The 21,790-nt window shown below is 66.5% G+C and carries 15 protein-coding genes; 6 read left to right on the top strand and 9 right to left on the bottom strand.

Features of this window, described 5'->3' with window-relative positions; translation table 11 throughout:
- Window positions 1–37: 37 nt before the first annotated feature.
- The 4 genes from ACODS5_RS09705 to proP form a co-directional block, all read right to left on the bottom strand.
- Complete coding sequence (locus ACODS5_RS09705; RefSeq protein ID WP_489108505.1) at window positions 38–1,372, bottom strand: c-type cytochrome; 1,335 nt, start codon at window positions 1,370–1,372, stop codon at window positions 38–40.
- A 17-nt stretch (window positions 1,373–1,389) separates the two neighbouring features.
- Entirely contained in the window at window positions 1,390–3,633 is a 2,244-nt protein-coding gene (locus ACODS5_RS09700; RefSeq protein ID WP_134691914.1) for a xanthine dehydrogenase family protein molybdopterin-binding subunit, read from the bottom strand.
- Window positions 3,633–4,088 (bottom strand): (2Fe-2S)-binding protein, encoded by a 456-nt coding sequence (locus ACODS5_RS09695; protein WP_134691915.1) that lies wholly within the window; start codon window positions 4,086–4,088, stop codon window positions 3,633–3,635. The genes ACODS5_RS09700 and ACODS5_RS09695 overlap by 1 nt, the downstream gene beginning before the upstream one ends.
- Window positions 4,089–4,238: 150 nt before the next feature.
- Entirely contained in the window at window positions 4,239–5,741 is a 1,503-nt protein-coding gene (gene proP / locus ACODS5_RS09690) for a glycine betaine/L-proline transporter ProP (RefSeq protein ID WP_134691916.1), read from the bottom strand.
- 460 nt (window positions 5,742–6,201) lie between these two features.
- Between proP and ACODS5_RS09685 the strand changes: the two genes are divergently transcribed.
- Both ACODS5_RS09685 and ACODS5_RS09680 read left to right on the top strand, forming a co-directional pair.
- Entirely contained in the window at window positions 6,202–7,902 is a 1,701-nt protein-coding gene (locus ACODS5_RS09685) for a ShlB/FhaC/HecB family hemolysin secretion/activation protein (protein WP_134691917.1), read from the top strand.
- A gap of 55 nt (window positions 7,903–7,957) precedes the next feature.
- Entirely contained in the window at window positions 7,958–12,139 is a 4,182-nt protein-coding gene (locus ACODS5_RS09680) for a hemagglutinin repeat-containing protein (RefSeq protein WP_489108504.1), read from the top strand.
- 100 nt (window positions 12,140–12,239) lie between these two features.
- Here ACODS5_RS09680 and glsB read toward each other — a convergent pair whose 3' ends face one another.
- Window positions 12,240–13,160, bottom strand: a complete 921-nt coding sequence (gene glsB / locus ACODS5_RS09675) for a glutaminase B (protein WP_134691921.1) — start codon at window positions 13,158–13,160, stop codon at window positions 12,240–12,242.
- Between the two features lie 228 nt (window positions 13,161–13,388).
- Here glsB and ACODS5_RS09670 point away from each other — a divergent pair, with 228 nt between their 5' ends.
- Together ACODS5_RS09670 and ACODS5_RS09665 are read left to right on the top strand one after the other, a co-directional pair.
- Entirely contained in the window at window positions 13,389–14,621 is a 1,233-nt protein-coding gene (locus ACODS5_RS09670) for a DUF1835 domain-containing protein (RefSeq protein WP_489108503.1), read from the top strand.
- A gap of 162 nt (window positions 14,622–14,783) precedes the next feature.
- A complete protein-coding gene (locus ACODS5_RS09665; protein ID WP_134691926.1) occupies window positions 14,784–16,637 on the top strand; it encodes an ABC transporter ATP-binding protein in 1,854 nt (617 codons plus the stop codon).
- Between the two features lie 96 nt (window positions 16,638–16,733).
- On the opposite strand, the gene ACODS5_RS09660 is transcribed toward ACODS5_RS09665, so the two are convergent.
- Window positions 16,734–17,657, bottom strand: a complete 924-nt coding sequence (locus ACODS5_RS09660; protein ID WP_489108502.1) for a LysR substrate-binding domain-containing protein — start codon at window positions 17,655–17,657, stop codon at window positions 16,734–16,736.
- Window positions 17,658–17,779: 122 nt separating this feature from the next.
- Between ACODS5_RS09660 and ACODS5_RS09655 the strand changes: the two genes are divergently transcribed.
- Both ACODS5_RS09655 and ACODS5_RS09650 read left to right on the top strand, forming a co-directional pair.
- Window positions 17,780–18,415: a glutathione S-transferase family protein gene (locus ACODS5_RS09655; protein ID WP_489108501.1), complete on the top strand. Its 636-nt coding sequence runs from the start codon at window positions 17,780–17,782 to the stop codon at window positions 18,413–18,415.
- A 19-nt stretch (window positions 18,416–18,434) separates the two neighbouring features.
- A complete protein-coding gene (locus ACODS5_RS09650) occupies window positions 18,435–19,460 on the top strand; it encodes an LLM class oxidoreductase (RefSeq protein WP_489108500.1) in 1,026 nt (341 codons plus the stop codon).
- A 17-nt stretch (window positions 19,461–19,477) separates the two neighbouring features.
- On the opposite strand, the gene ACODS5_RS09645 is transcribed toward ACODS5_RS09650, so the two are convergent.
- The 3 genes from ACODS5_RS09645 to ACODS5_RS09635 all read right to left on the bottom strand — a co-directional run bounded on the left by ACODS5_RS09645 (window position 19,478) and on the right by ACODS5_RS09635 (window position 21,644).
- Window positions 19,478–19,684, bottom strand: a complete 207-nt coding sequence (locus ACODS5_RS09645; RefSeq protein ID WP_489108499.1) for a lysozyme inhibitor LprI family protein — start codon at window positions 19,682–19,684, stop codon at window positions 19,478–19,480.
- A 224-nt stretch (window positions 19,685–19,908) separates the two neighbouring features.
- Window positions 19,909–20,469, bottom strand: a complete 561-nt coding sequence (locus tag ACODS5_RS09640) for a nucleotidyltransferase family protein (RefSeq protein ID WP_489108498.1) — start codon at window positions 20,467–20,469, stop codon at window positions 19,909–19,911.
- Window positions 20,470–20,570: 101 nt separating this feature from the next.
- Window positions 20,571–21,644, bottom strand: coding sequence for an NAD(P)/FAD-dependent oxidoreductase (locus ACODS5_RS09635; RefSeq protein WP_134691932.1), 1,074 nt, complete (start codon window positions 21,642–21,644; stop codon window positions 20,571–20,573).
- Window positions 21,645–21,790 lie beyond the last annotated feature (146 nt).

Here is a 21,790-nt window from a genome sequence, read left to right as displayed (position 1 = left end):
CCCTCCGTGGGAGCGGGCTTGCCCGGCACTGGCGCCTTCAGCGCATATGCAAGATGATCGGGCTGCTGCTGGCCGGGTCGGTATGCTCGCGCAACTTGCCGACTGCCTTGGCCTGCACCGCGCCGCCATGATTGCCCCAGGCCGCGCGGGCAAAGCTCAACACCTCGGCGATTTCCCGGTCCGACAACTGTGCGCGGAACGCTGGCATGCGATAGGCATCCGGCACCCCGGCGGCAACCACGCGCTGCGAGCCGTTGAGGGTGATGTTGATCGCCGAGGCATCCTCCCTGGCCAGCATCGAGGTGGCGCCCGCCAAGGGCGGCATCCATTCGGCCTGGCCCTTGCCATCCAGGCCATGGCAGCTGGCGCAGCGGGTCGCGTAGGTGTGCGCCCCCGGCGCCTCGCTGGCAGCGACCTGTGCCTGGTATTGCCAGGGCGGGCCATCGCGCTGAGGATCGCCAGGCAGTGACTTCAGGTAGCGGGCGATGGCTGCCAGATCGTCGTCACTCATGAACTGCGTGGAGTTGTTGAACGCCTCGGTCATCGAGCCGTAGACCACCGCGTGCTTGTTCCGCCCGGTCTTGAGGAACTGCACCATCTCCGGCTCGCTCCAGCGTCCGAGCCCGGTGTTGTGGTCCTGGCGCAGGCTCGGCGCGTACCAGCCGTCGAGCAGGGCGCCGGCGAGGAACGGCGCACCGCTGTCGTCCAGGGCCTTTTCGTTGAACGCCAGGCCGCGCGGAGTATGGCAACTGCCGCAATGGCCGGGGCCCTGGACGATATAGGCGCCGCGATTCCACAACGCATCCTGCCCGGGCTGCTGCGCATAGGGCGTGGTCGGCGAGAACAGGCCGTTCCACAAGGCGATGGGCCAGCGCAGGTTCAGCGGCCAGGGAATATCACTGGGGATATTGGCCTCGGCGGCCGGTTGCACGCCCTTCATGAAGAACGCATAGAGCGCGCGCACATCGTCGTCGCTGAGCTTGGCGTACGAGGGGTAGGGCATGGCCGGGTACAACCGGCGCCCGCCCGGGGCCACGCCCTGGCGCACGGCGCGGTCGAAGTCGGCCAGGCTGTAGGCGCCGATGCCGTGCTCGCGGTCCGGGGTGATGTTGGTGGCATGGATCGCCCCCAGCGGCGTGGCCATCTCCAGGCCGCCGGCGAAGGGCGTTTTGCCGGGCAGGCTGTGGCAGGCCACGCAGTCGCTGAGCCGGGCGACGTACTCGCCACGGCTGACCAGGGCGGCATCGGCGCTGTCCTGGGCGCTGAAGGGCGAGGCGGGTTCGCGGGTGACGTACCAGGCCAGCAGGCCTGCCGCCACCAGGCACGGCACGGCCAACCAGCCAGCGGTTCGTGCGAATCGGCTGTTGTTCATGGGCAGTCCTTGTCGGCTCAGCTGAAGGTATGGCGGCTCAAGGGCATGCTGCGCACGCGCTGGCCGGTCAAGCGCGCCACGGCGTTGGCCACCGCGGGGGCCACGGCAGGCAGCGGCGGTTCGCCGATGCCGCCCATCTTCGCGCCGCTCTGGACGATGCGCACATGCACCCGGGCCATGCGCGATGGCGGCAGGATCGGGTACAGGTCGTAGTTGCGCGCCCGCGGCACGCCGTTGTGCCACACCGCCTCTTCCAGCAGTACCTGGGACAGGCCCAGGGACACTGCGCCATTGACCTGGGCCTCGATGATCGCCGGGTTGACGATGCTGCCCGGATCGATGGCCTGCCAGATGTCGTGCACCTTGACCTGGCCGCCCTCCAGCGACACCTCGGCGATCACCGCCGCCTCCGAGCCGAACGGCGAGGCCATGGCCACGCCGCGGGCGCGTTGGCTGCCGTCCTCGGCGGTGAACGGCCCGCGTTTCCAGCCGCCGGACAACTCAGCCACCGCCTGCAGCAGGGTGGTCAGGCGTGGGTTGCCCTGCAACAGGTGCAGGCGCAGTTCGAAGGGGTCATGGCCGCCCTTGTCGGCCAGTTCGTCGAGGAACGACTCGTAGAAGAAATCGTTCAGCGAGTTGCCCACCGAACGCCAGTAGCCTTGCATGGCCGGGGTCTTCACGTAGATCTGCGCGATGCGCTTGTTGGCGATGGCGTAGGCCTTGCCCGACAGCCCTTCGAGGGCGGTCGGGTCGACCTTGTCGCCTTGCTGGCCGGCGATGGACTCGGTCGGGCCTTCGGTGGCGCTGATGGCCTCGATGGCCACCGGCAGGCCTTTGTCATCCAGCCCGGCGCGGAACTTGGCCACCGCCATGGGCCGCATGGCGTCGCGCAGGAACTCTTCCTCGCGGCTCCAGATCAGCTTCACCGGTCGGCCCACGGCCTTGGCCAGGGCGATGGCCTGGGGGTAGGGGCTGGCCGCGTCGTAGAGGAAGTGCCGGCCAAAGAAACCGCCCAGCAACGGCGAGTGCAGGGTGATACGCTCAGGCGCAAGGCCGGTGCGCTTGGCAATGTCGTCGCGGAACATGTCCTGGGCCTGGTTGGGCAGCCACACCTCGAGGCTGCCGTCGGGGTTGAAGCGCGCGGTGGCCGAAGGTGGTTCCAGCTGGGCGTGGTTGAGGAACTGGTTGTGGTAGGTGGCCTCGACGGTGGTCTTGGCACTGGCCAGCGCGGCGGCGACGTCGCCGTGGTTTTCTTCGTCACGGGCCGGGCCGGTCTGGCTGGCCAGGTGCTCGCGCCAGCCATCGCTGGAAAAATCCGCCGGCATTGGCCGCACCTTGCTGTCGGCCCCGGGTTCCTTCCAGTCCACCTGCAAGGCCTCCGCCGCGCGCTTGGCGTTGAACCAACGCTCGGCGACCACCGCCACCGCGCCGGGTAGCTGGTGTACCGAATGCACGCCCTTCATGGCCTTGACCTGCTCCTCGTTGCGCAGTTGACCGACCGTCATGCCCAGGCGCGGCGCATGCTGCACGGCAGCGTGAAGCATGCCGTCGACCTTGACGTCGATGCTGTACACGGCCTTGCCGGTGGACTTGTCGTAGGCGTCGAGGCGCGGCACCGGCTTGCCGATCCAGCGGAACTGGCCGGGGTCGCGCAAGGTGACGCTGGCCGGGTCCGGCACCGGCAGGTCCATGGCCGTGCCAGCCAGCTCGCCGTAGCCGACCGCGCGGCCCGAGGCGGCATGCACTACCTTGCCCGGCTCGGTGCTCAGTTCGCTCACCGCCACGCCCAGGTGCTGGGCACCGGCCTGCAGCAGCATGGCCCGGGCCAGGGCACCGAGGCGGCGCATGGTTGGGTAGCTCATGCGCACCGACATGCTGCCGCCGGTGATGCGCAGGCCGTTTTCCATCACCACGTAGGCTTCGCCGGCGGGCGCGCTTTCGACCAGGAAGTGGGCAGGGTCGAGGTCCAGCTCCTCGCCGACGATCTGCGCCATGGCGGTGTTGACCCCTTGCCCGCCCTCCATGAATGGGCTGAGCAGGCGCACGCTGCCGTCCGGGCGGAGCTCCAGGAAGGCCGGCACCTGGGTGCCGCGCTCGGTGGCGCTGGCAGCCTGCACTCGTGGTGCGCCCACGGGCAGGCCGAAGCCGAGCACCAGCGCGCCCACGGTGGTGCCGACCAGGAAGCGCCGGCGCGACAGGTTGACGGTTTCGCCCGCCGGCAGTTTCAGCAGGTCTTCGGGGGTCTCGATGCGCAGGCTCATCAGGCTTTTCCCCCTTCGGCGAGGTCGTGCAGGGCGGCATGGATGGCGTTGTAGGTGCCGCAGCGGCACAGGTTGACCATCGCCGCGTCGATCTGCTCGGTGCTGGGCTTGGCGGTGTGCTTGAGCAGCGCGGTGGCGGCCATCACCTGGCCGGACTGGCAGTAGCCGCACTGCGCCACCTGGTGCTCGACCCAGGCGGCGACCACGCGCTTGCCCACCGCGTCGTCCTCGATGGCTTCGATGGTGGTCACCTCGCGGCCGACCACCCCGGCCACCGGGGTGACGCAGGCGCGCACCACGTTGCCGTCCACCAGCACCGAGCAGGCGCCGCACTGGGCCAGGCCACAGCCGTACTTGGTCCCGGTCAGGCCGAGGTCGTCACGGATCACCCAGAGCAAGGGTGTGTCGGCGTCGGCCTCGACCTGGTAGGTCTTCTGGTTGATGCGTAGTTCCATGGGGGTCACCTGCTGATCACGGTCTGGAGGCGGGGAATACACTGTTCCCCAATCCAGAAACGCTAGCACAGGCTTGTCCGTGCGGAATCGGTGCACTGCGCAGGTTCAGAGGATCAGGCAAGCAATCCGGCGGAATGCGCAAATCGTTGCTCAATCGATGCGCGGATGCTGCTGGGCCAAGGTCTTGCGCTTGGCCTCGAGCTCGGCGATCTGCGCGTCGATGTCCTCGATTTTCTGTTCGATGTTGTCGTGGTGCTCCTGCAGCAGTTCGCGGGCCTCCTCGATGTCCGAGGCGGCCGGGGCGGCGCCGCGCAGTGGCTGGTTGGCGGTTTCCTTCATGGTCAGGCCGGTGAGCAGGCCGATCACCGCGATGACCATCAGGTAGTAGGCTGGCATATACAGGTTGTCGGTGGTCTCCACCAGCCAGGCGGCGATGGTCGGGGTGAGGCCGGCGATCAGTACCGAGATGTTGAAGGCGCTGGCCAGGGCGCTGTAGCGGATATGGGTGGGGAACATCGCCGGCAGCGTCGAGGCCATCACGCCGATGAAGAAGTTCAGCAGCACGGCGAGCATCAGCAGGCCTGCGAAGATCACTGCCAGCTTGCCGCTGGTGATCAGCATGAACGCCGGAATGGCCAGGGCGAACAGGCCGACGCTACCGATGATGATGAACGGCTTGCGCCCCCACTTGTCGCTGAGCAGGCCGATCATCGGCTGCACGAAGAGCATGCCGACCATGATCGCGATGATGATCAGCACGCCGTGGTCCTCGCTGTAGTGCAGGTTGTGCGAGAGGTAGCTGGGCATGTAGGTGAGCAACATGTAGTAGGTGACGTTGGTGGCGATCACCACGCCGATGCAGGTCAGCAGGCTGCGCCAGTGTTTGGTCGCCACCTCCTTGAACGACACTTTCGGGCCGCTGGCCAGGCCCTCGCGGTCACCTTGCTCGAGTTTTTCGACGTGCTGCTGGAAGGCCGGGGTTTCTTCCAGCGCGTGACGCAGGTACAGGCCGATCAGGCCCAGCGGCAGGGCCAGGAAGAACGGCAGGCGCCAGCCCCACTCGAGGAACTGTTCCTCGCCGAGGATCGTCGAGATCAGTACCACCACCCCGGCGCCGAGGACGAAACCGGCGATCGAGCCGAAGTCCAGCCAGCTGCCGAGGAATCCGCGCTTGCGGTCCGGGGCGTACTCGGCGACGAAGATCGAGGCGCCGGTGTATTCGCCGCCCACCGAGAAGCCCTGGGCCATCTTGGCCAGCAACAGCAGGATCGGCGCCCAGATGCCGATGCTGGCGTAGGAGGGGATCAGGCCGATGGCGAAGGTGCTCAGGGACATGATCACGATGGTTGCGGCCAGCACCTTCTGGCGCCCGTAGCGATCGCCCAGGGCGCCGAAGAACAGCCCACCCAGCGGGCGGATCAGGAAGGGCACGGAGAAGGTGGCCAGGGCGGCGATCATCTGCACCCCGGGGCTGGCGTTGGGGAAGAACACCTTGCCCAGGGCATAGGCGACGAAGCCGTAGACGCCGAAGTCGAACCACTCCATGGCATTGCCCAGGGCGGCGGCGGTGATGGCCTTGCGCATCTTGGCGTCGTCGACGATGGTGATGTCCTTCAGGCCGATGGGCTTGACGGGTTTCTTGCGTGATTTCATGGGCCATTGTCCTTAGGTGGCGGGCGGCCTGGCCATGGTTTGGCCAGCGCTTCTAAGGGATCAGATGCAAGGGTGCGCTAAATAATTCCGTGCTAGATGATTTTGCGTTGCCTGCTTCGCCAGCAAGCTGGCTCCTACGGGGCGGCGCTGGTGGCCCTGCGCTGCGTCGGAAAGTTGGATTAGCGAATCATTCCTAAATATCCACCTGGGCACTTCGTGTTTAACAACAGGCCCTCGGCAGTGCGACTAAAGTCGGCTTGGATTGTTCGACAATCGGAATATTGTCTAGTTGAGCATCGATTCCAACCGATTGAAGTGGTTGGCCTTTTCACACATTACAGTTCACCGGGAGCCGCGCTGCGAAGGCACTAAAGTTTCACTAGGCGCAAGCCGATAATCACCAGTAACTGCACTGCAAAGTTCAACTTTCGCCGTGCCTTTATTTGGCTATAGGTGTTGTATGTGGTACCGGTTTGCTCCTGCTCGTCGCTTTTCGTTGTCCGTCGCGCTGTCGTGCTTGTGCGTCGGCGTCACCCAGGCGGATACCCCAGGCCAGGAAGTGCTGCGCCAACAGCAACAGCAGCAACAGGACCTGCAACAACTGCAACTCGAACAGCGTCGCCGGCAACTGGAGCGGGGTGCCTTCTCCACCCCAGGCACGCCCCCGGCGCCCGCGCCAAGCGTCGCCCCGGACAGCCAATGCTGGCCGTTGGCCGGGGTTCGCCTCGGTGGCGTCACGCTGATCGATCGCGCCCGTCTCGAGGCCCGTATCCAGCCGCTGCTGGCGCCCTGCATGGGCGTCGGCCAGATCAACCACCTGCTGGCGACCATCACCGCGGTGTACCTGGAGCAGGGTTATGTCGCCAGCCGGCCGTACCTGAACCGCGCCCCGGCCGCCGGCCAGTCGCTGGATATCCTGGTTGACGAAGGCTACGTCGAGGCCATCGAGCTGGCCGATCAGCAACTGCCGGTGTCGTTGGCCGGCGCCTTCCCCGGCATGCTCGGCGAGCCGTTGAACCTGCGTGACCTGGAGCAGGGCCTGGACCAGCTGAACCGCCTGCGCTCGGTCGACCTCGGCGCGGATATTGCCCCCGGCAGCCAGCCGGGCGCCTCGCGGATCATCCTGCGCCCGCGCAGCGCCGGGCAGCCGCGGGTGGCCTTGGGCCTGGGCCTGGACAACCTCGGCAGCGCCAGTACCGGGCGTGATCGGCGGGTACTGAGCCTGAGCCTGGACAACCCGCTGGCGCTCAACGACCTGCTCAGCCTCAGTGCCAGCGACACCCTCAACCAGGGTGAGCGCTATAGCCGCAATGCCAGCCTGTACTACGCCATTCCCTACGGCTACTGGACCTTCAGCCTGTTCGCCAGCCACGCCGAATACAGCGCGCCGGTCAAGCTCAGCAGCCTGACCCTGCACAGCCGCGGCATCACCGACCAGCTCAGCCTGCGCGGTGAGCGTGTGCTCTGGCGCGACCAGCGCCATCAGCTGAGCGCCAACCTGCAACTGGCGCACAAGGATGTCGACAGCGAGTTCGCCAAGGTGCGCCTGGACGTGCAAAGCCCGACCCTCAGCGTGGCGGAAGCCGGGCTCAACCTGTTCTGGCTCGACCGCGCGGTATGGAACTTCGACCTCAACTATGCCCAGGGCCTACGTTGGTTCGGCGCTGACGACGACGCCCAGCGGGTGGTCGCCAACTTGCCCAAGGCGCAGTTCCACAAGTACCGCGCGGGCCTCAGCCAGTGGCGCAACGGCCAATTCGGCGACCAGGCCTGGCAGTGGCAGAGCCAGCTCAACGTGCAGTACAGCCCCGATCCTTTGCCGGCCATCGAGCAGTTGCTCGGAACCGACGATTCCGCCGTGCGCGGCTACCGGGTCAGCAGTATTTCCGGGGCCAGCGGAGCGGTCTGGCGTAACACCCTGCGCTTGGGGCAACGCCCCGCCGGGCCCTTGAGCATCACCCCGCGACTGGGGCTGGACCACGGTTGGATCAAGGCCGACCACGGCGCCCCGATGCAGCACCTCAGCGCTGCCAGCCTCGGCGTCAACCTGGGCTGGAAAGGCCTGCAACTGGACTTCGACTACCAGCGCAGCCTGAGCACCCCCAGTGGCAACCACCGCGAGCCGGAAGTCTGGCTGTTCAGGGCCGGCCTGCAGATCTGAGCGGGGCAAACCTATGTGCAATGGCTACATGGGCAACAACTATGGAGAGTGACCTATGACGATGAAACCCTTTGCCTTCAAGCTGTCCCCCCAGGGCCGGCTGCGTTGGGCGATTGCCAGCCTGTTCCTCACGGCCAGCCTGCCACAGGCCCTGGCCGCCGGGGTGGTGGTGGCGCCTGGCCCCGGTGGCAGCGCGCAACTGCAAACCCAGGGTGGCGTGCCGATCGTCAACATCGTCGCGCCCAACGGCGCGGGGCTGTCGCACAACCAGTTCCTCGACTACAACGTCGACCGCCAGGGCCTGGTGCTGAACAACGCCTTGCAGGCCGGCAATTCGCAACTGGCCGGGCAACTGGCGGCCAACCCGCAGTTCAACGGCCAGGCGGCCAGCGTGATCCTCAACGAGGTGGTCAGCCGCAACCCGTCGGCCATCAACGGTGCCCAGGAAATCTTCGGCCGCACGGCCGATTATGTGCTGGCCAACCCCAACGGCATCTCGGTCAACGGCGCCAGCTTCATCAACACGCCCAACGCCAGCCTGGTGGTGGGCCGCCCCGAGGTGAACGACGGCAAGCTGCGGGCCCTGGGCACCACGGATGCCAGTGGGCAGTTGCAGGTGCAGGGCGCCGGCCTGCGCAATGACGGCGGCTCGGTCAACCTGATCGCCCCGCGCATCGACAGCCAGGGCCGTCTCGATGCCCGTGACCAGCTCAACCTGACCGTCGGCCGCCAGCAGGTCGACTACGCCAGCGGCCAGGTCACCGCGGTGGATCCGGCCGCGGCCAGCGGCGAGCGGCGCATCGACGCCAGCCTGTTCGGCGCCATGCAGGCCGGGCGCATCAATATCGTCAGCACCGCCGAGGGTGCGGGCGTGCGGGTAGGCCCGGCACAGCTCAGCGGGCGTGACGGGGTGAGCATCCAGTCCGCCGGTGACCTCGATGTCCGCGGCGAGGCCGTGGCCGACAGCCTGCAAGCCAACCGCGCCGGTATCCACAGCAGCCAGGGCGATGTCGGGCTGCGCAGCGCCCACGACCTGACCCTGGCAGCGGCCGACGTGCACGGCCGCGACGTCAAGCTCGACGCTGGGCGTAACCTCACCCTGAACACGGTACAGAGCCGCAAGCTCCAGGAAAAACGCGAGAACTGGCGCAGCGGCGCGCTGGGCATCGACTGGGAAACCTACCAGCGCACCTCCACCGACAGCGATACCCGCGAGCACGGCAGCCAGGTGCTGGCCCAGCGCGATGCGCGGCTCAGCGCGGGGCAGGACGCCCAACTGACCGGTGCCCACGTCGAGGCCGCCGGCCACCTCGGCATCGACAGCGGCGCCGACCTGCGCCTGGCGGCCGCCACCGAGCAGCATGTCGAGACCGACCAGGGCAAGCACACCAAGGGCTTCTGGAAGGCCGACTGGGACAAGCGCAGCGAAGAGCAGCGCAGCGTCACCAGCCAGCTCAAGGGCGGCGACATCGCCCTCAAGGCCAAGGGCACCGTGGCCACCGAAGGCGCCCAGTTGAGCAGCGGCCAGGACATCCGCATCGCCGCCAAGCAGGTGCAGCTCGGGACCGCTTCGCGCACCAACGCGCGCAACAGCCATGACCAGCAGAGCAAGTTCTTTGGCATCAGCCACAACGAGGCCAGCCAAGGCAACCGCGAGAGCACCGCGGTGCGCAGCGAGCTGGTGGCTGGCGGCACCCTGGGCCTGAGCAGCGGCGAGAACATCGATGTGGTCGGCGCCACGGTCAAGGCCGCTGGCGCGTTGAACGCCGAGGCCGGCGGTGACGTGAAACTCAGCGCCGCCGAAGACACCCGCGAGCACAGCGCCAGCGGCAACAGTCGTGGCTTCGTCGCCTCGGCCAAGGAAACCGCGCCGGGGGCCGGGCAGTACCGTGCCGGTATCGCCTATGTCAGCGAGAAACACAGCAGCAGTGGCACCGAGGTCAACCAGCACGGCGCCCACCTTAGCGGCAGCGCGGTGCAGGTCAGTGCCGGCAACGAGCTGGCGGTCAAGGGCTCGACGGTCCAGTCCAGCGCGGGCGACACCACCCTGAGCGGCAAGCAAGTGTCGCTGCTGGCCGGGCAGGATCAGCGCAGCGACAGCGCCGACAGCAGCCGTACCGCGGGCGGTGTCTACCTCACCGGTGGCCTTGATCGCGCCGGTGGCGGTGTCGATTTCTCCCACGCCAGCAGCCAGGACAGCAGCAGTGCCAGCACGGCCAAGACCAGCAGCGTGCACAGCAGCGGCACGCTCACCGTCAACGCCGGCAACCTGCTGAGCGAAGGCGCGCAGGTCGCCAGTGGCAAGGGCCTGAGCCTGACCGCCGACAGCGTCGACAACCGTGCCGCCAGCGACAGCAAGACCAGCAGCCACCAGCAGAGCAGCTGGACGGCGGATGTCGGCGTCAACGCCGAGTACAAGGAGATCGCCCGGCCCATCGCCGGCGTGGTCAGCGATGTGGTGAATGGCAAGGTCTCGGTCAAGGACGCGCTCGACGGCAAGCTGCCGCTCAAGGAAGTGGGCGACGTGCTGCAAGGCAAGACTTCGGTAACCGCGGCGCTGTCGCAGATCGGCTCGGCGAACGTCGGCGTCGACGTGGCGCTGGGCCACGCCAGCCAGGCCAGCAGCGAGCAGTCGAGCAAGGCGGTGGTCGGCACCTTCGCAGGGCAGAGCGTCGAGTTGAACGTCGCCGGCAAGCTGCGCGACCAGGGCACCCAGTACCAGGCCAGCAATGGCGCACTCACGATCAAGGCCGACAGCGTGCAGGCCGAGGCGGCCCGCGATAGCCATGCCAGCAGCAGCCAGCAGGTCACGGCCAATGTCAGCGGCCGGGTCTACACCAAGACCGGCTCGGATGTGAACGTGACCGCCGCCGGCTCCGGCAGCAACGAACACTCCAGCCGCGACAGTTCCACCGCAGTGGTGGCGAGCTACGGCGCCAGCCAGGGTGTGGACATCCAGGCCGCGGGCAACGCCAGCTTCGAAGGCAGTCGCCTCGACGGCGGCCAGGCTGGCGTGACCGTGGGCAGCGGCGGCGACCTGGCGCTGAACCAGGCCAGCAACCAGGTGCGCAGCGACAGCACCCGCGTGGGCGGTGGCGCCTCGCTGACGGTCAGCAGCCTGCCGACCGGCACTACCGACCTGGGCGGCAGCGTCCAGTTCGAGCACGGCGCCAGCCACAGCGATGAGAGCAAGGCCCAGGTGGCGAGCATCAGCGGCAATGGCCCGGTGCGCCTGAACAGTGGCGGCAACCAGACCGTGCAAGGCGCCCGCGTCGAGGTGAGTGGCCCGGTCGAACTCAAGGCCGGCGGCAAGCTCGACCTGCAGGCCGCCAGCGACAGCCGCAGCGTGACCGGTCACCAGGTTGACCTTGGCTTGAACCTGGGCGGCAAGTCGGTCAGCGGCGAGCAGGGCAGCACCCTGAGCGGCAACCTGGGTGGCCACATCAAGGCCGGGCAGACGCGCGAGTCGGCCAACACCCTCAGCGGCGGCCAGCTGGCGTCACGCGACTCGGTCAGCCTCGAGGGTGGTTCGCTGCATGCCCAGGGTACCCAGGTTACCGGACCGCAGGTCAAGCTGAGCGCCGGCGCGGGCGGCGTGCTGCTGGAGTCGGCGCAATCCACCCAGGGCCGTGGCAACTGGGGTGTCGAGCTCAATGCCGGCGGCAACCTCAGCCGCGAGACGCCTGCCGGCGCCGAGCAGCCGGGCAAGCCGGTGTACGGCTTCGAGCTGGGGGCCAAGGGGCAGCTCGATTACCTGCAGGCCAGCACCCAGCAGAACAGCCGGGTCAGTGCTGGGCAGGTGGTGCTGAACAGCGCCGGAACCACGCAGCTCAGCGGCGCGCGGGTCGAAGGCCAGCTCGGTGGCCAGCGCCAGGGCGGCGTCAGTGTCGCGGAGCGCCAGGACACCATCACCTCGGCCCGTCTCGACCTGGGCCTGGGCCTGACCGGCAAGCCGGGTGAGGCCAAGGACGGCGAGCAACCCAGCGGGCTCGACTACAAGCCGGCCTTCGACGCCCAGGGCGAGTTCCTGCGCAAGGCCAGCGTGAAGGAGGCTTCGGGCGTGGTTGACGGGCAGGGCGCCCTGGTTACCGGAGCCAGCGTCAAGCCGGTCAACTACGAGGTCAAGGCCACCCTCGACCAGCCGAAGGTGTCGGAGCTGGCGCTGCCGAGTGTGTCGCTGGAGCAGGGCAAGCTGAAGGTCGGGCCGTTGACCGTTGAAGGGCATATCGACAGTTGACGCCTGATCGCGGACAAGTCCCTCCCGCAGCCTCTGTGGGAGCGGGCTTGCCCCGCGATTGCAAGGGCGGCCTGAGCGCGGGGCACGCCTGCGTCGTGACTCAAGGCACCGCCGAAAACACCGACCCGGTCAGCCGTTCGCTCAGCAGCTCCAGGGCGCGCAACCCCGCCAACGAATTGCCCGAGGCATTCAACGCCGGCGACCACACGCAGATGCTGTAGCGCCCCGGCACCACCGCGACGATCCCGCCGCCCACGCCGCTCTTGCCCGGCAGGCCTACCCGGTAGGCAAAATTCCCCGCCTCGTCGTACAGCCCGCTGGTGGCCATGATCGCGTTCACCTGCTGCGCCTGGCGCGGGCTCAATACCTGCTCGCCGCTGTGCGGGCAATAGCCGCTGTTGGCCAGGAAGGCAAAGCCGCGGGCCACGTCGACGCAGCTCATCGACAGCGCGCAGTGGTGGAAGTAGCTGCGCAGTACCGTGTCGACATCGTTGTCGAAATTGCCGAACGCCTGCATCAGGTAGGCCATGGCCGCGTTGCGCGCGCGGTGCTGGTACTCCGACTCGGCCACCAGCGCATCGCTGACGATGCGCGGGTTGGCGGCCAGGCGGCGGACGAAGTCGCGCATCGACAGCGACGGCGTGGCATAGCGCGACTGGTTGATGTCGCAGATCACCAGGGCGCCAGCGTTGATGAACGGGTTGCGCGGTCGGCCTTTCTCCACCTCCAGCTGCACCAGCGAGTTGAACGCCTGGCCGGACGGCTCGTAGCCCAGGCGCGACCAAATGGCCTCGCCGCTATGATTGATCGCCTGCACCAGGCTGAACACCTTGGAAATACTCTGGATCGAGAACGGCGTGCGTGCGTCACCGGCGCAGTGCATCTGGCCATCCAGGCTTTGCACGGCAATGCCCAGCTGGTTGGGGTCGACCTGGGCCAGGGCGGGAATGTATTGCGCCACCTGGCCCTGGTCGAGCAGGGGGCGGACGTGGTCGAGGATCTCTTGCAGTAAGGCGTGCATGGGGACCTGGGAATGCGTGGATTGCGAAGCGCTTGTGGCTCAGACGGCGGCTGCCGCGTTGACGGCACAGTAAGGCGGGGCGGTTGCGTGAGGCGACTTGGGACGCTAAAGTCGCGCCGAGGCGTTGGCTGCGCCTGCGGTCCGCGCGAAGGGGTAGCCCAGGCCAGGCAGACTTCATTCCCTACCAGCTCCCGGCTTGTCGGCGGACCGAGCCCATGAGGAGTTGGCATGCCTGTCATCGACGCATCCCGTCACCACGGTCTTCTCGACTTGCCCGCCCTGCGCAAGCGCGCCAAGCGCCTGCTCAAATCCCTGGATGACGACACCCGAACGCAACTACTCGGCCTGGGCTTGCCCGGACCGGACTATCGACTGGCCGACACCCAGTGGCTGGTGGCCCGTGAAGCCGGCTTTGCCAGCTGGCCGCGGCTCAAGGCGCATGCCGACGCGGTGGCCTTCGCCGCGCGGCATCCCGGTTTTGCCGCCCAGAGCGAGGCACGGGTGCAGCATTGGCGCTGCGGCAACGATATCGAGCACAGCCTGCGTATTGCTGGGGTGCGCGGTGCTTTCCACATGTTCGACGACCCCATGGTGATGGGGCCTGTGCCGGCCCTGCCTGAGGACGAGTACTGGCGGTTGCGCAGCGACTATATGCAACGGGTGTTCGCCGTCGACCCGCGCGACCTGGCCCTGCGCCAGGCTCGGCAACGGGCGGCACTCGCGCAGCTCGACGGCGACAGTGAAGTGGTGCTGTGGTGCGAGGCCGACGCCTATGACCAGCTGTTCCTGGTTCGCCTGCTTGCCAGCCTGCCCACGCTGCCGCGCCGTCTCGAGCTGATCGAGATCGAGCGGGTGCCAGGGGTCGAACGCTTCATCGGTATCGGCCAGTTGGCGCCGGACCTGCTCGCCTGGTTGTGGCCGCAACGGCGGGCGCTGGGCGAGCAGGCGCTGGCGCTGGGGCGCCAGGCCTGGTCGGCGTATACCGCGCCCGATCCACGGGCCTGGGCCGCGCTGGCGGGGCGTCAGCATCCGTTGCTGCCATTGCTGGGCAAGGCGTTAGCCCGACAATTGCAGGAGTTGCCCGGTGTCGAGGATGGTTTGAGCCTGACCGAGCGCCTGAGCCTGCGCATTTTGGCCCATCGGGGCGAGCAGCCGGCAGGGCGGGTATTCGCTGAACTGATGGCACGCTACGAGCCGCTGCCGTACCTGGGTGACCAGATGTTCACTGCACTGCTGCGGCCATTGATCGAGACGGCGCGGCCGTTGCTGCGCGAAGGGCCGGGGGACGGCTGGGCGCAGCGTTCGTTGAGGCTTACCACGCTGGGTGAGCGGGTGCTGGCTGGGCAGGTCAACTGGCTCGACCAGCAACCTGCCGAGCGTTGGGTTGGCGGGGTGCGTATCGTGGCTGGGCAGGCGCCATGGCAGGTCGATGAGCAAGGGCAGGTGGCGCAGCGGCGGTAATCTGGCTCAGAACTTGTACTTAGCGCCGCAACCTCAAGTGCTCAAGGGGCATGACGTCCATGCTAAGTGGGAAGTCGATGGCACTACAGGTACTTATATACGTGCGTTCAAACTATCCGTTAACTGGCACAATTGCGCGATCTGACTGATCCGGAGACCCCCATGCTGCGTGTATTCGAACGCTGGCTCGACCCTTTCCCCCCCGACGAGGCTCCGCCACCGCCCATGGGCCTGGCTCGGTTCATGTGGGCCTGCACCCGCGGGGCGCGCGGTTATATCCTCGCCTTCGCCGTGCTCAGCGCCGCGGTGTCGCTTTACGAGGCCTGGCTGTTCGCCTTCCTCGGCCAGGTAGTGGACCTGCTTGCCAGCTGGCAGGCCGGCAGCGCCGTGAGCGCCGAGGAAACCCGCGTGTTGTGGGGCGCCGGGGTGGTGCTGGTGGCCAGTGTCGGCCTGGTGGCGGCGCGCACGGCGGTGCAGCACCAGGTGTTGGCGATCAACCTGCCATTGCGCCTGCGCTGGGACTTCCACCGCCTGATGCTGCGCCAGAGCCTGTCGTTCTTCTCCGACGAGTTTTCCGGGCGGGTCACCACCAAGGTGATGCAGACCGCGCTGGCGGTGCGCGAGGTGCTGTTCACCCTGATCGAGATCCTGCCGGGCATCGGTGTGTATTTCGTGGCGATCATCGCCCTGGCCGGCGGCTTCGCCCTCAAGTTGATGCTGCCGTTCCTGGCCTGGATCGGCCTGTTTGGCCTGGCCATGCTGTATTTCGTGCCGCGCCTGGGGCAGGTCGGCCAGGAGCAGGCCCACGCGCGCTCGTCGATGACCGGGCGGGTCTCGGATGCCTACACCAACATCACCACGGTCAAGCTGTTCAGCCACGGCAAGCGCGAGGCGCACTTCGCCCGCGCAGCCATGGAAGACTTCAAGCTCACCGGTTTTCGCCAGATGCGCCTGGTCAGCCAGTTCGAGATCGTCAACCAGGCGCTGGTGGTCGGCCTGATCCTCGGCGCCGGTGGTTATGCGCTGTGGCTGTGGCACCAGGGCGAGGTCGGCGCCGGCGCGGTGGCGGCGATCACCGCCATGGCCCTGCGCATCAATGGCATGTCGCATTGGATCATGTGGCAGATGACGTCGTTGTTCGAGAGCATCGGCACCGTGCAGGACGGCATGGCGACCCTGACCCGCACGCCCAAGGTACTGGACGCAGCGGATGCCAAGGCGCTGGAGCCACGGGGCGGGGCGGTGACCTTCGACAACGTGCGCTTCAACTACAACGGCGAGCGCCAGGTGCTCGACGGCCTGAGCCTGACGATCCGCCCGGGCGAGAAGATTGGCCTGGTGGGCCGCTCCGGTGCCGGCAAGTCGACGCTGATCAACCTGCTGCTGCGCTTCTATGATGTCGACAGCGGCCAGATTCGCATCGACGGCCAGGACATTGCCCACGTCACCCAGGACAGCCTGCGCGGCGCCATCGGCATGGTCACCCAGGACACCTCGTTGCTGCATCGCTCGATCCGCGACAATATCGCCTATGGTCGCCCCGATGCGAGCGAGGCGCAGATCCGCCGCGCCGCCGCCAGCGCCCAGGCCGATGGGTTCATCGGGCAACTGAGCGACCGCCAGGGGCACAGCGGCTACGACACCCTGGTGGGCGAACGCGGCATCAAGCTGTCCGGCGGCCAGCGCCAGCGCATCGCCATTGCCCGGGTGATGCTCAAGAACGCGCCGATCCTGCTGCTCGACGAAGCCACCAGCGCGCTGGACTCGGAAGTCGAGGTGGCGATCCAGGAAAGCCTGGATGAAATGATGAGGGGCAAGACGGTGATCGCCATCGCCCACCGGCTGTCGACCATCGCCGCCATGGACCGTCTGATAGTGATGGACGAAGGGCGCATCATAGAGCAGGGCACCCATGCCCAGTTGCTGGCCCGAAATGGCGCCTATGCGCGGTTGTGGCAGCACCAGAGCGGTGGTTTCCTGGGCGAGGACCGAGGTGTGGAGGAGGCCGTGGAATAGCCGTTTTTGCAGAAGCGGCCGCGTGCCGCGAAAGGCTCGCAAAGCAGCCCCGGCAAATCAACCTTGGACGCCGTATCTGTCGTGGCGGACGCCTTGTCAAACAGACGTTTCCAAAGCAGGTACACATGAGGACGGCTCGAGCGCAAGCTGCGCTTGAATCCACTCAATGAACGCTCGCACCGGCGCACGTTGCAGGTGCTCCTCGCGGGTCACCAGGTAATAAGCGAAGTGTGATGGCCAGGGGCGCTCCAGCGCGACGACCAACCGGCCACTGCGCAGGTCCTCGGCGGCGAGCTGTGCCTGCACCAGGGCGATACCCTGGCCACTGGCGGCCGCGCGCAGCAATAGCAGGTCTTCGTCAAAACTCGGCCCTCGGCGGCTACGGCTGTCGGGTTCGACACCATGGGCCTGCAGCCACAGTGTCCAGTCGGCACGCTCGGCCTCCTGCAGCAGGGGATAACGCAGGCAGTCCTGTGGTTCGTCCAGCGCCGGCCCGCCGGCAAGCAGGCCAGGGCTGGCTACCGGTAGCAGCACGGGCGCCAACAGGGGTATCGACGCCAGCCCCGGGTAATCGCCCAGGCCGTGGCGCAGCGCGATATCGACAGGGTCACGGTGCAGGTCGGCCAGCGCGGCCGTGGACTGCACGTGGATGTCGATCTGCGGATGCCGCGCATTGAAATCGGCCAGGCGTGGCACCAGCCAGCTGGAGGCGAACGATGGCTGGGTGCTGATCGTCAAGGTAGAAGTTCGGGTTAGCCGTTCCAGGTCGAGCAGGGCGCTTTCGATCTGGCCGAAGCCGCGTGACAGCCCCGGATAGAGGCTCGCGCCAGCCTCGGTGAGCTGCACGCCATAACGGCTTCGGCTCAGCAGAACGACCCCCAGGCGCTGCTCCAGCAGGCGGATCTGTTGACTGATGGCACCTGGGCTGACCCCCATGCGTTCGGCGGCAGCCTTCAGGCTGCCCAGGCGAGTGGTTTCGCAGAAGGCACGCAACGCGAGTAACGGCAAGACTGCACCCATGAAATTCCAACCTTAGAAAAACTAATTTGAAGAAAAGCAATGATCGTTAGTAAGCACGATACAGTGTGCATAGCATAGCGATGAACCACAGAAATCAAATCAGTTTTACTGAGGTGAACAGCATGCAAGAACCTGCGCTTGTGCTTTACAGCGACAGTTCCCCCAACGGTTTCAAGATCACCATTGCCCTCGAAGAGCTCGGCCTGCGTTATCGGCTGGTTCACGTGAACATCGACCGGGGCGAACATCGCCAGGCCAATTTCCTGGCACTCAACCCCGCAGGCCGCATCCCGGTGCTGGTGGACCACAGTGCCGGAGTGGTGCTGTTCGAGTCAGCCGCGATCCTCTTGTACCTGGCGCAGCGCAATGGCCAACTGCTGGAGCAGGCGGCTCAACCGCGCTGGGCGACGATCACCTGGCTCATGTACCACAGCGCCAGCGTGGGGCCGGTGCTCGGGCAGCGCGTGCACTTCGAGTGCTTCGAGGCCATCGCCAACCCGGCGGCGCAAAAGCGCTACCGCAGCCTCAGCGAAGACGCCTTCGCCGTGCTCGACCAGCACCTGGCCAGCCATTTGTGGCTGGCAGGCGAAGCCTATTCGATTGCCGACATCGCCCACTTTGCCTGGCTGCACATCGCCGAGCTCGTGGGCTTCGATTTCACTGCTCACCGCCACCTGACTCGCTGGTATCGACAAGTCCAAATGCGCCCTGCCGTGCAACGCGGCATCCGCCTTCCCGCCCCAGCCACCGGCCCCTGAACCTGAGCAAGGAATGCCCATGAACCTCATCAGCAACAAAGGCGCCAGCGCCGATGCGTTCGCCCTGCATCCCGGTTACCGTCGCATGTTCGCCCCTGGTCAGCTGACCCTTGGCATTTTCCTGCCGCTGCGTTTCTATGCCGGCGACATGGGCGTGCTCCGCGGCCAGGCGCAGTTGGTCGGCGAGATCGACCGCCTGGGTTTCGCTGCCACCTGGGTACGCGACGTGCCGTTGTACGACCCGGCATTCGGCGATGCCGGCCAGGTGTTCGATCCGTTCACCTACCTGGGCTATCTGGCGGCCCACACTCGCCACATCAGCCTCGCGACCGGGAGCACGATCTTCACCCTGCGCCACCCCATCGACCTGGCCAAGTCCGCTGCCAGCCTGGATTGCCTGTCGGGCGGACGCCTGGTGCTGGGCATCGCCTCGGGCGACCGCCCGGTGGAGTTCCCGGCCTACGGCCTGGCCCATGACAGTCGCGGGGAGCGCTTCGCGCAGAGCGTGGACTATTTCCGCCGGCTGCTGGACGGCCATCCTGCGCCGATCCATTCAGCGCTGGGGCAGATCGATGGCGCGCGGCTCCTCCCCAAGCCCGCCACGGGGCGCATACCGTTGCTGGTAACCGGCTCGTCGCGCCAGTCCTTGCAGTGGCTCGGCGAACATGCCGATGGCTGGATCACCTACCCGCAAGCCACCCACAACATCCTGGGGCCTCGCCGTCTGGCCGAGAAAATAAGTGCCTGGCGCGCGCTCATTCCAGGCGGGGGCTTTCGCCCGCATGTCACCAATGAGTGGATCGATCTGGACGAAGACCCAAACTTCCCGCGTACCGCGCAACAGGGTGGCTATGTGTTACGCACCGGTCGCAACGGTTTGATCGATCTGCTGCATGAGTGGCGTGATGCCGGGGTCAATCATGCGGCACTGGGCATGCAGATGGCGCAGCGCCCGGCGCTGGAAATCATCCAGGAGCTGGCCGAGGAGGTGCTGCCGCTGTTTCCCGCGCTGCCCGGCCCGGCACCTCATGCCCAGGCCTGGTAGGCCGGGTGGCGGGCACTTCAGTTGGGCTGGATCTGCCGATAGAAGTCATTCAGCTCGCCGCCCCGGGCTGCGTTCAGCTCCATGCGGCAGGTGCTGTACATCGGCGTGCCGATGGCCAGGCCCTGGCTGTCGCACCAGGCCTCGCGGTATTGCAGCCAGGCCTTCTGCGCGGCCTCCATCCCTGCGGGGGCACAGGTGATGCTATCACAGGGCTTCGCGGGCAAGCTGGCGAATGCCTCGGGCTCGCAGGAAAGATCAGTACGTCGAGCAACAGGTTGCGGATGTTCATGGCGATCACATCCTTGTGTTGGAATACCGGCCACGGTAGGGGCCTGTCCAGAGGCTTGCGCCTCGAAGGCTAGTTTGCAGTTGCGAGGGAAAATAATGGGCCCCGCAGTGGCGGGGCGAACGCTGGGATCAGCAGCGCCAGATGGCCCGGCGTGGTCGGTCATTCAAGCACTTGAAGCCATGGCCAACGCGCCTGGTAACTGGCCGCTTTTGCCCTGAACAAATCGGGTCTTGGATTCAACGCGTTCATCCTCAGCACGTCGTTCTGCAGGTCGTCCAGACCATGGGTGCTGTAGAGCTTGCCTGTATCAATATCAACGCCTAGGCAGGTCGATCGAATCAGATAGCGGTCAATGCCGTCCGTGACCTTTTTCAGCGGTGAATAGGCACCGCCGAATTTTTCTGCGTACCACAGATGCACGCGTGCCTGGTTGCGGACTTCCACGTTGACGGCTAAATGCGCGCATGCCTGCTGCACCCGGGATATGACCTGGTTCTCCGCCGCCCAGGACAGGTCAGCGTCGAAGTAGGCGATGTCATAGTCCTTGACGCCCCAGTCGACGGCTCGGCCCGAGCGGTGATTCCAGAACGCCTGGAACAACGCGCCTGCTGTCAGCATGGCGTGCGGGATACCCAGTGTCGGCAGGATCTGCAACAGTGCTCGGTTGATTGGGTTGCGGGCAATGATCTGCAGTAAGTGCGCATCGGTAAGTGCATGCATGGGGCCGTCCTTGGAGGTGTCGCAAAGGGCTGAGCTTACCTGAATGCCGTCGAGGCCAGTGGCGCTGCAACAACGGCTGCTCGCTCGATTGCGCTGTGCCACTAGCGTTTCCAGAACCTATCTGGCCGACAGGGCGCGAGGGCAGGGGAGGCCTTGCCATCGATGATCTCCTCGCTGGCAAGCCGCCCCACGATCGCCGCCAAGGTAACGCCAGGGTGCACGGCGCACACATAGACGCCGCCGACGTTGGGCAGATGACCGATGATGGGCACGCCATCCGCTGGCATGGGCCTGAGCCCGACACGCGCCCATTCTGGTTCTATCGAAACCACCCCATGAAGCTCGTGTTGAATCGCCTTGGCCGTTCGTAGCGCAATCGCTGCCGGCTGGTTGTCCGCTGCGTCGTCCAGATAGTCTTCTGCCGCCAGCAATGCCCCATCCGCGGTGTGCCGCACTTCCATGACAGGGCTGGAGATGAGGCTGCGCACCAGGTCGGGTTGAGTCTTGTAGCGAATGAGAATGGCAGGTGACGCCGCGATTGGCAGTGTTATGGCCAGGCTGTCGGTCAGTTGGGTGATGCCGGTCCCGGCTGCAATCACGACACTATCGGCATCGATGATGCTCATGGCTGTCGCAACGGCGCTCAGCTGTGCTTGCTCGATGACAAGGCCGAGCACGCGGGTTTGCGTGAACACTTTCGCCCCATGGGCCTGGGCCGCGGCGATCAGCGCATGCGCTGCGGCCACGGGGTCCAGCGCGCCTTCTGCTGGCGCATGGCAAGCAGACTCGGGCGGGTGTTTGAGATTGGGTTCAAGACCGACAATCTGCGTTCGACAGACCCTGTCAGCCGCGGACGAATCACTGGCAGGCGTCGGTGCCGCGCTGGACATCGTGCTGTAGGACAAGGCGCCAGTCCATCGCACCGTCAAGCCCGGCAACTCGGCCTCGAGTTGCCGGTACGCCTCGATTGCCGCGCCGCGCAGCGGGGCGATGGGGTCGGTTTCGGGGGCAGCGGTATTGATCCAGGCGAACGAGCGGCTCGTCACGCCTGACGCGATACCGTCAGCCTCGAGCACTGTGACATTGGCGCCTTTGCGCGCCAGGTGGTAGGCCAGTGATGCGCCGATGATGCCGGCACCAATGACAACGACCCGCTTGCCTTGACCTGTTGCCATATCAACCTCCGTGCTGTCGATGGGCCGAGGGTACGACAACGGCAGGCATCCATAAACCGAGGGCTGGGTTTTTTGCTTGTCGGGTGCCTGGGACCGTACCTTTCTCTACTAATTAAGGGCTTAGCCGCAGAGCCGAGCACATCATC

The sequence above is a fragment of the Pseudomonas sp. FG47 genome (genome assembly GCF_057809115.1).
The sequence above is the reverse complement of the archived record's forward strand: the minus strand, read 5'-3'. Positions and strand labels throughout refer to the sequence as shown.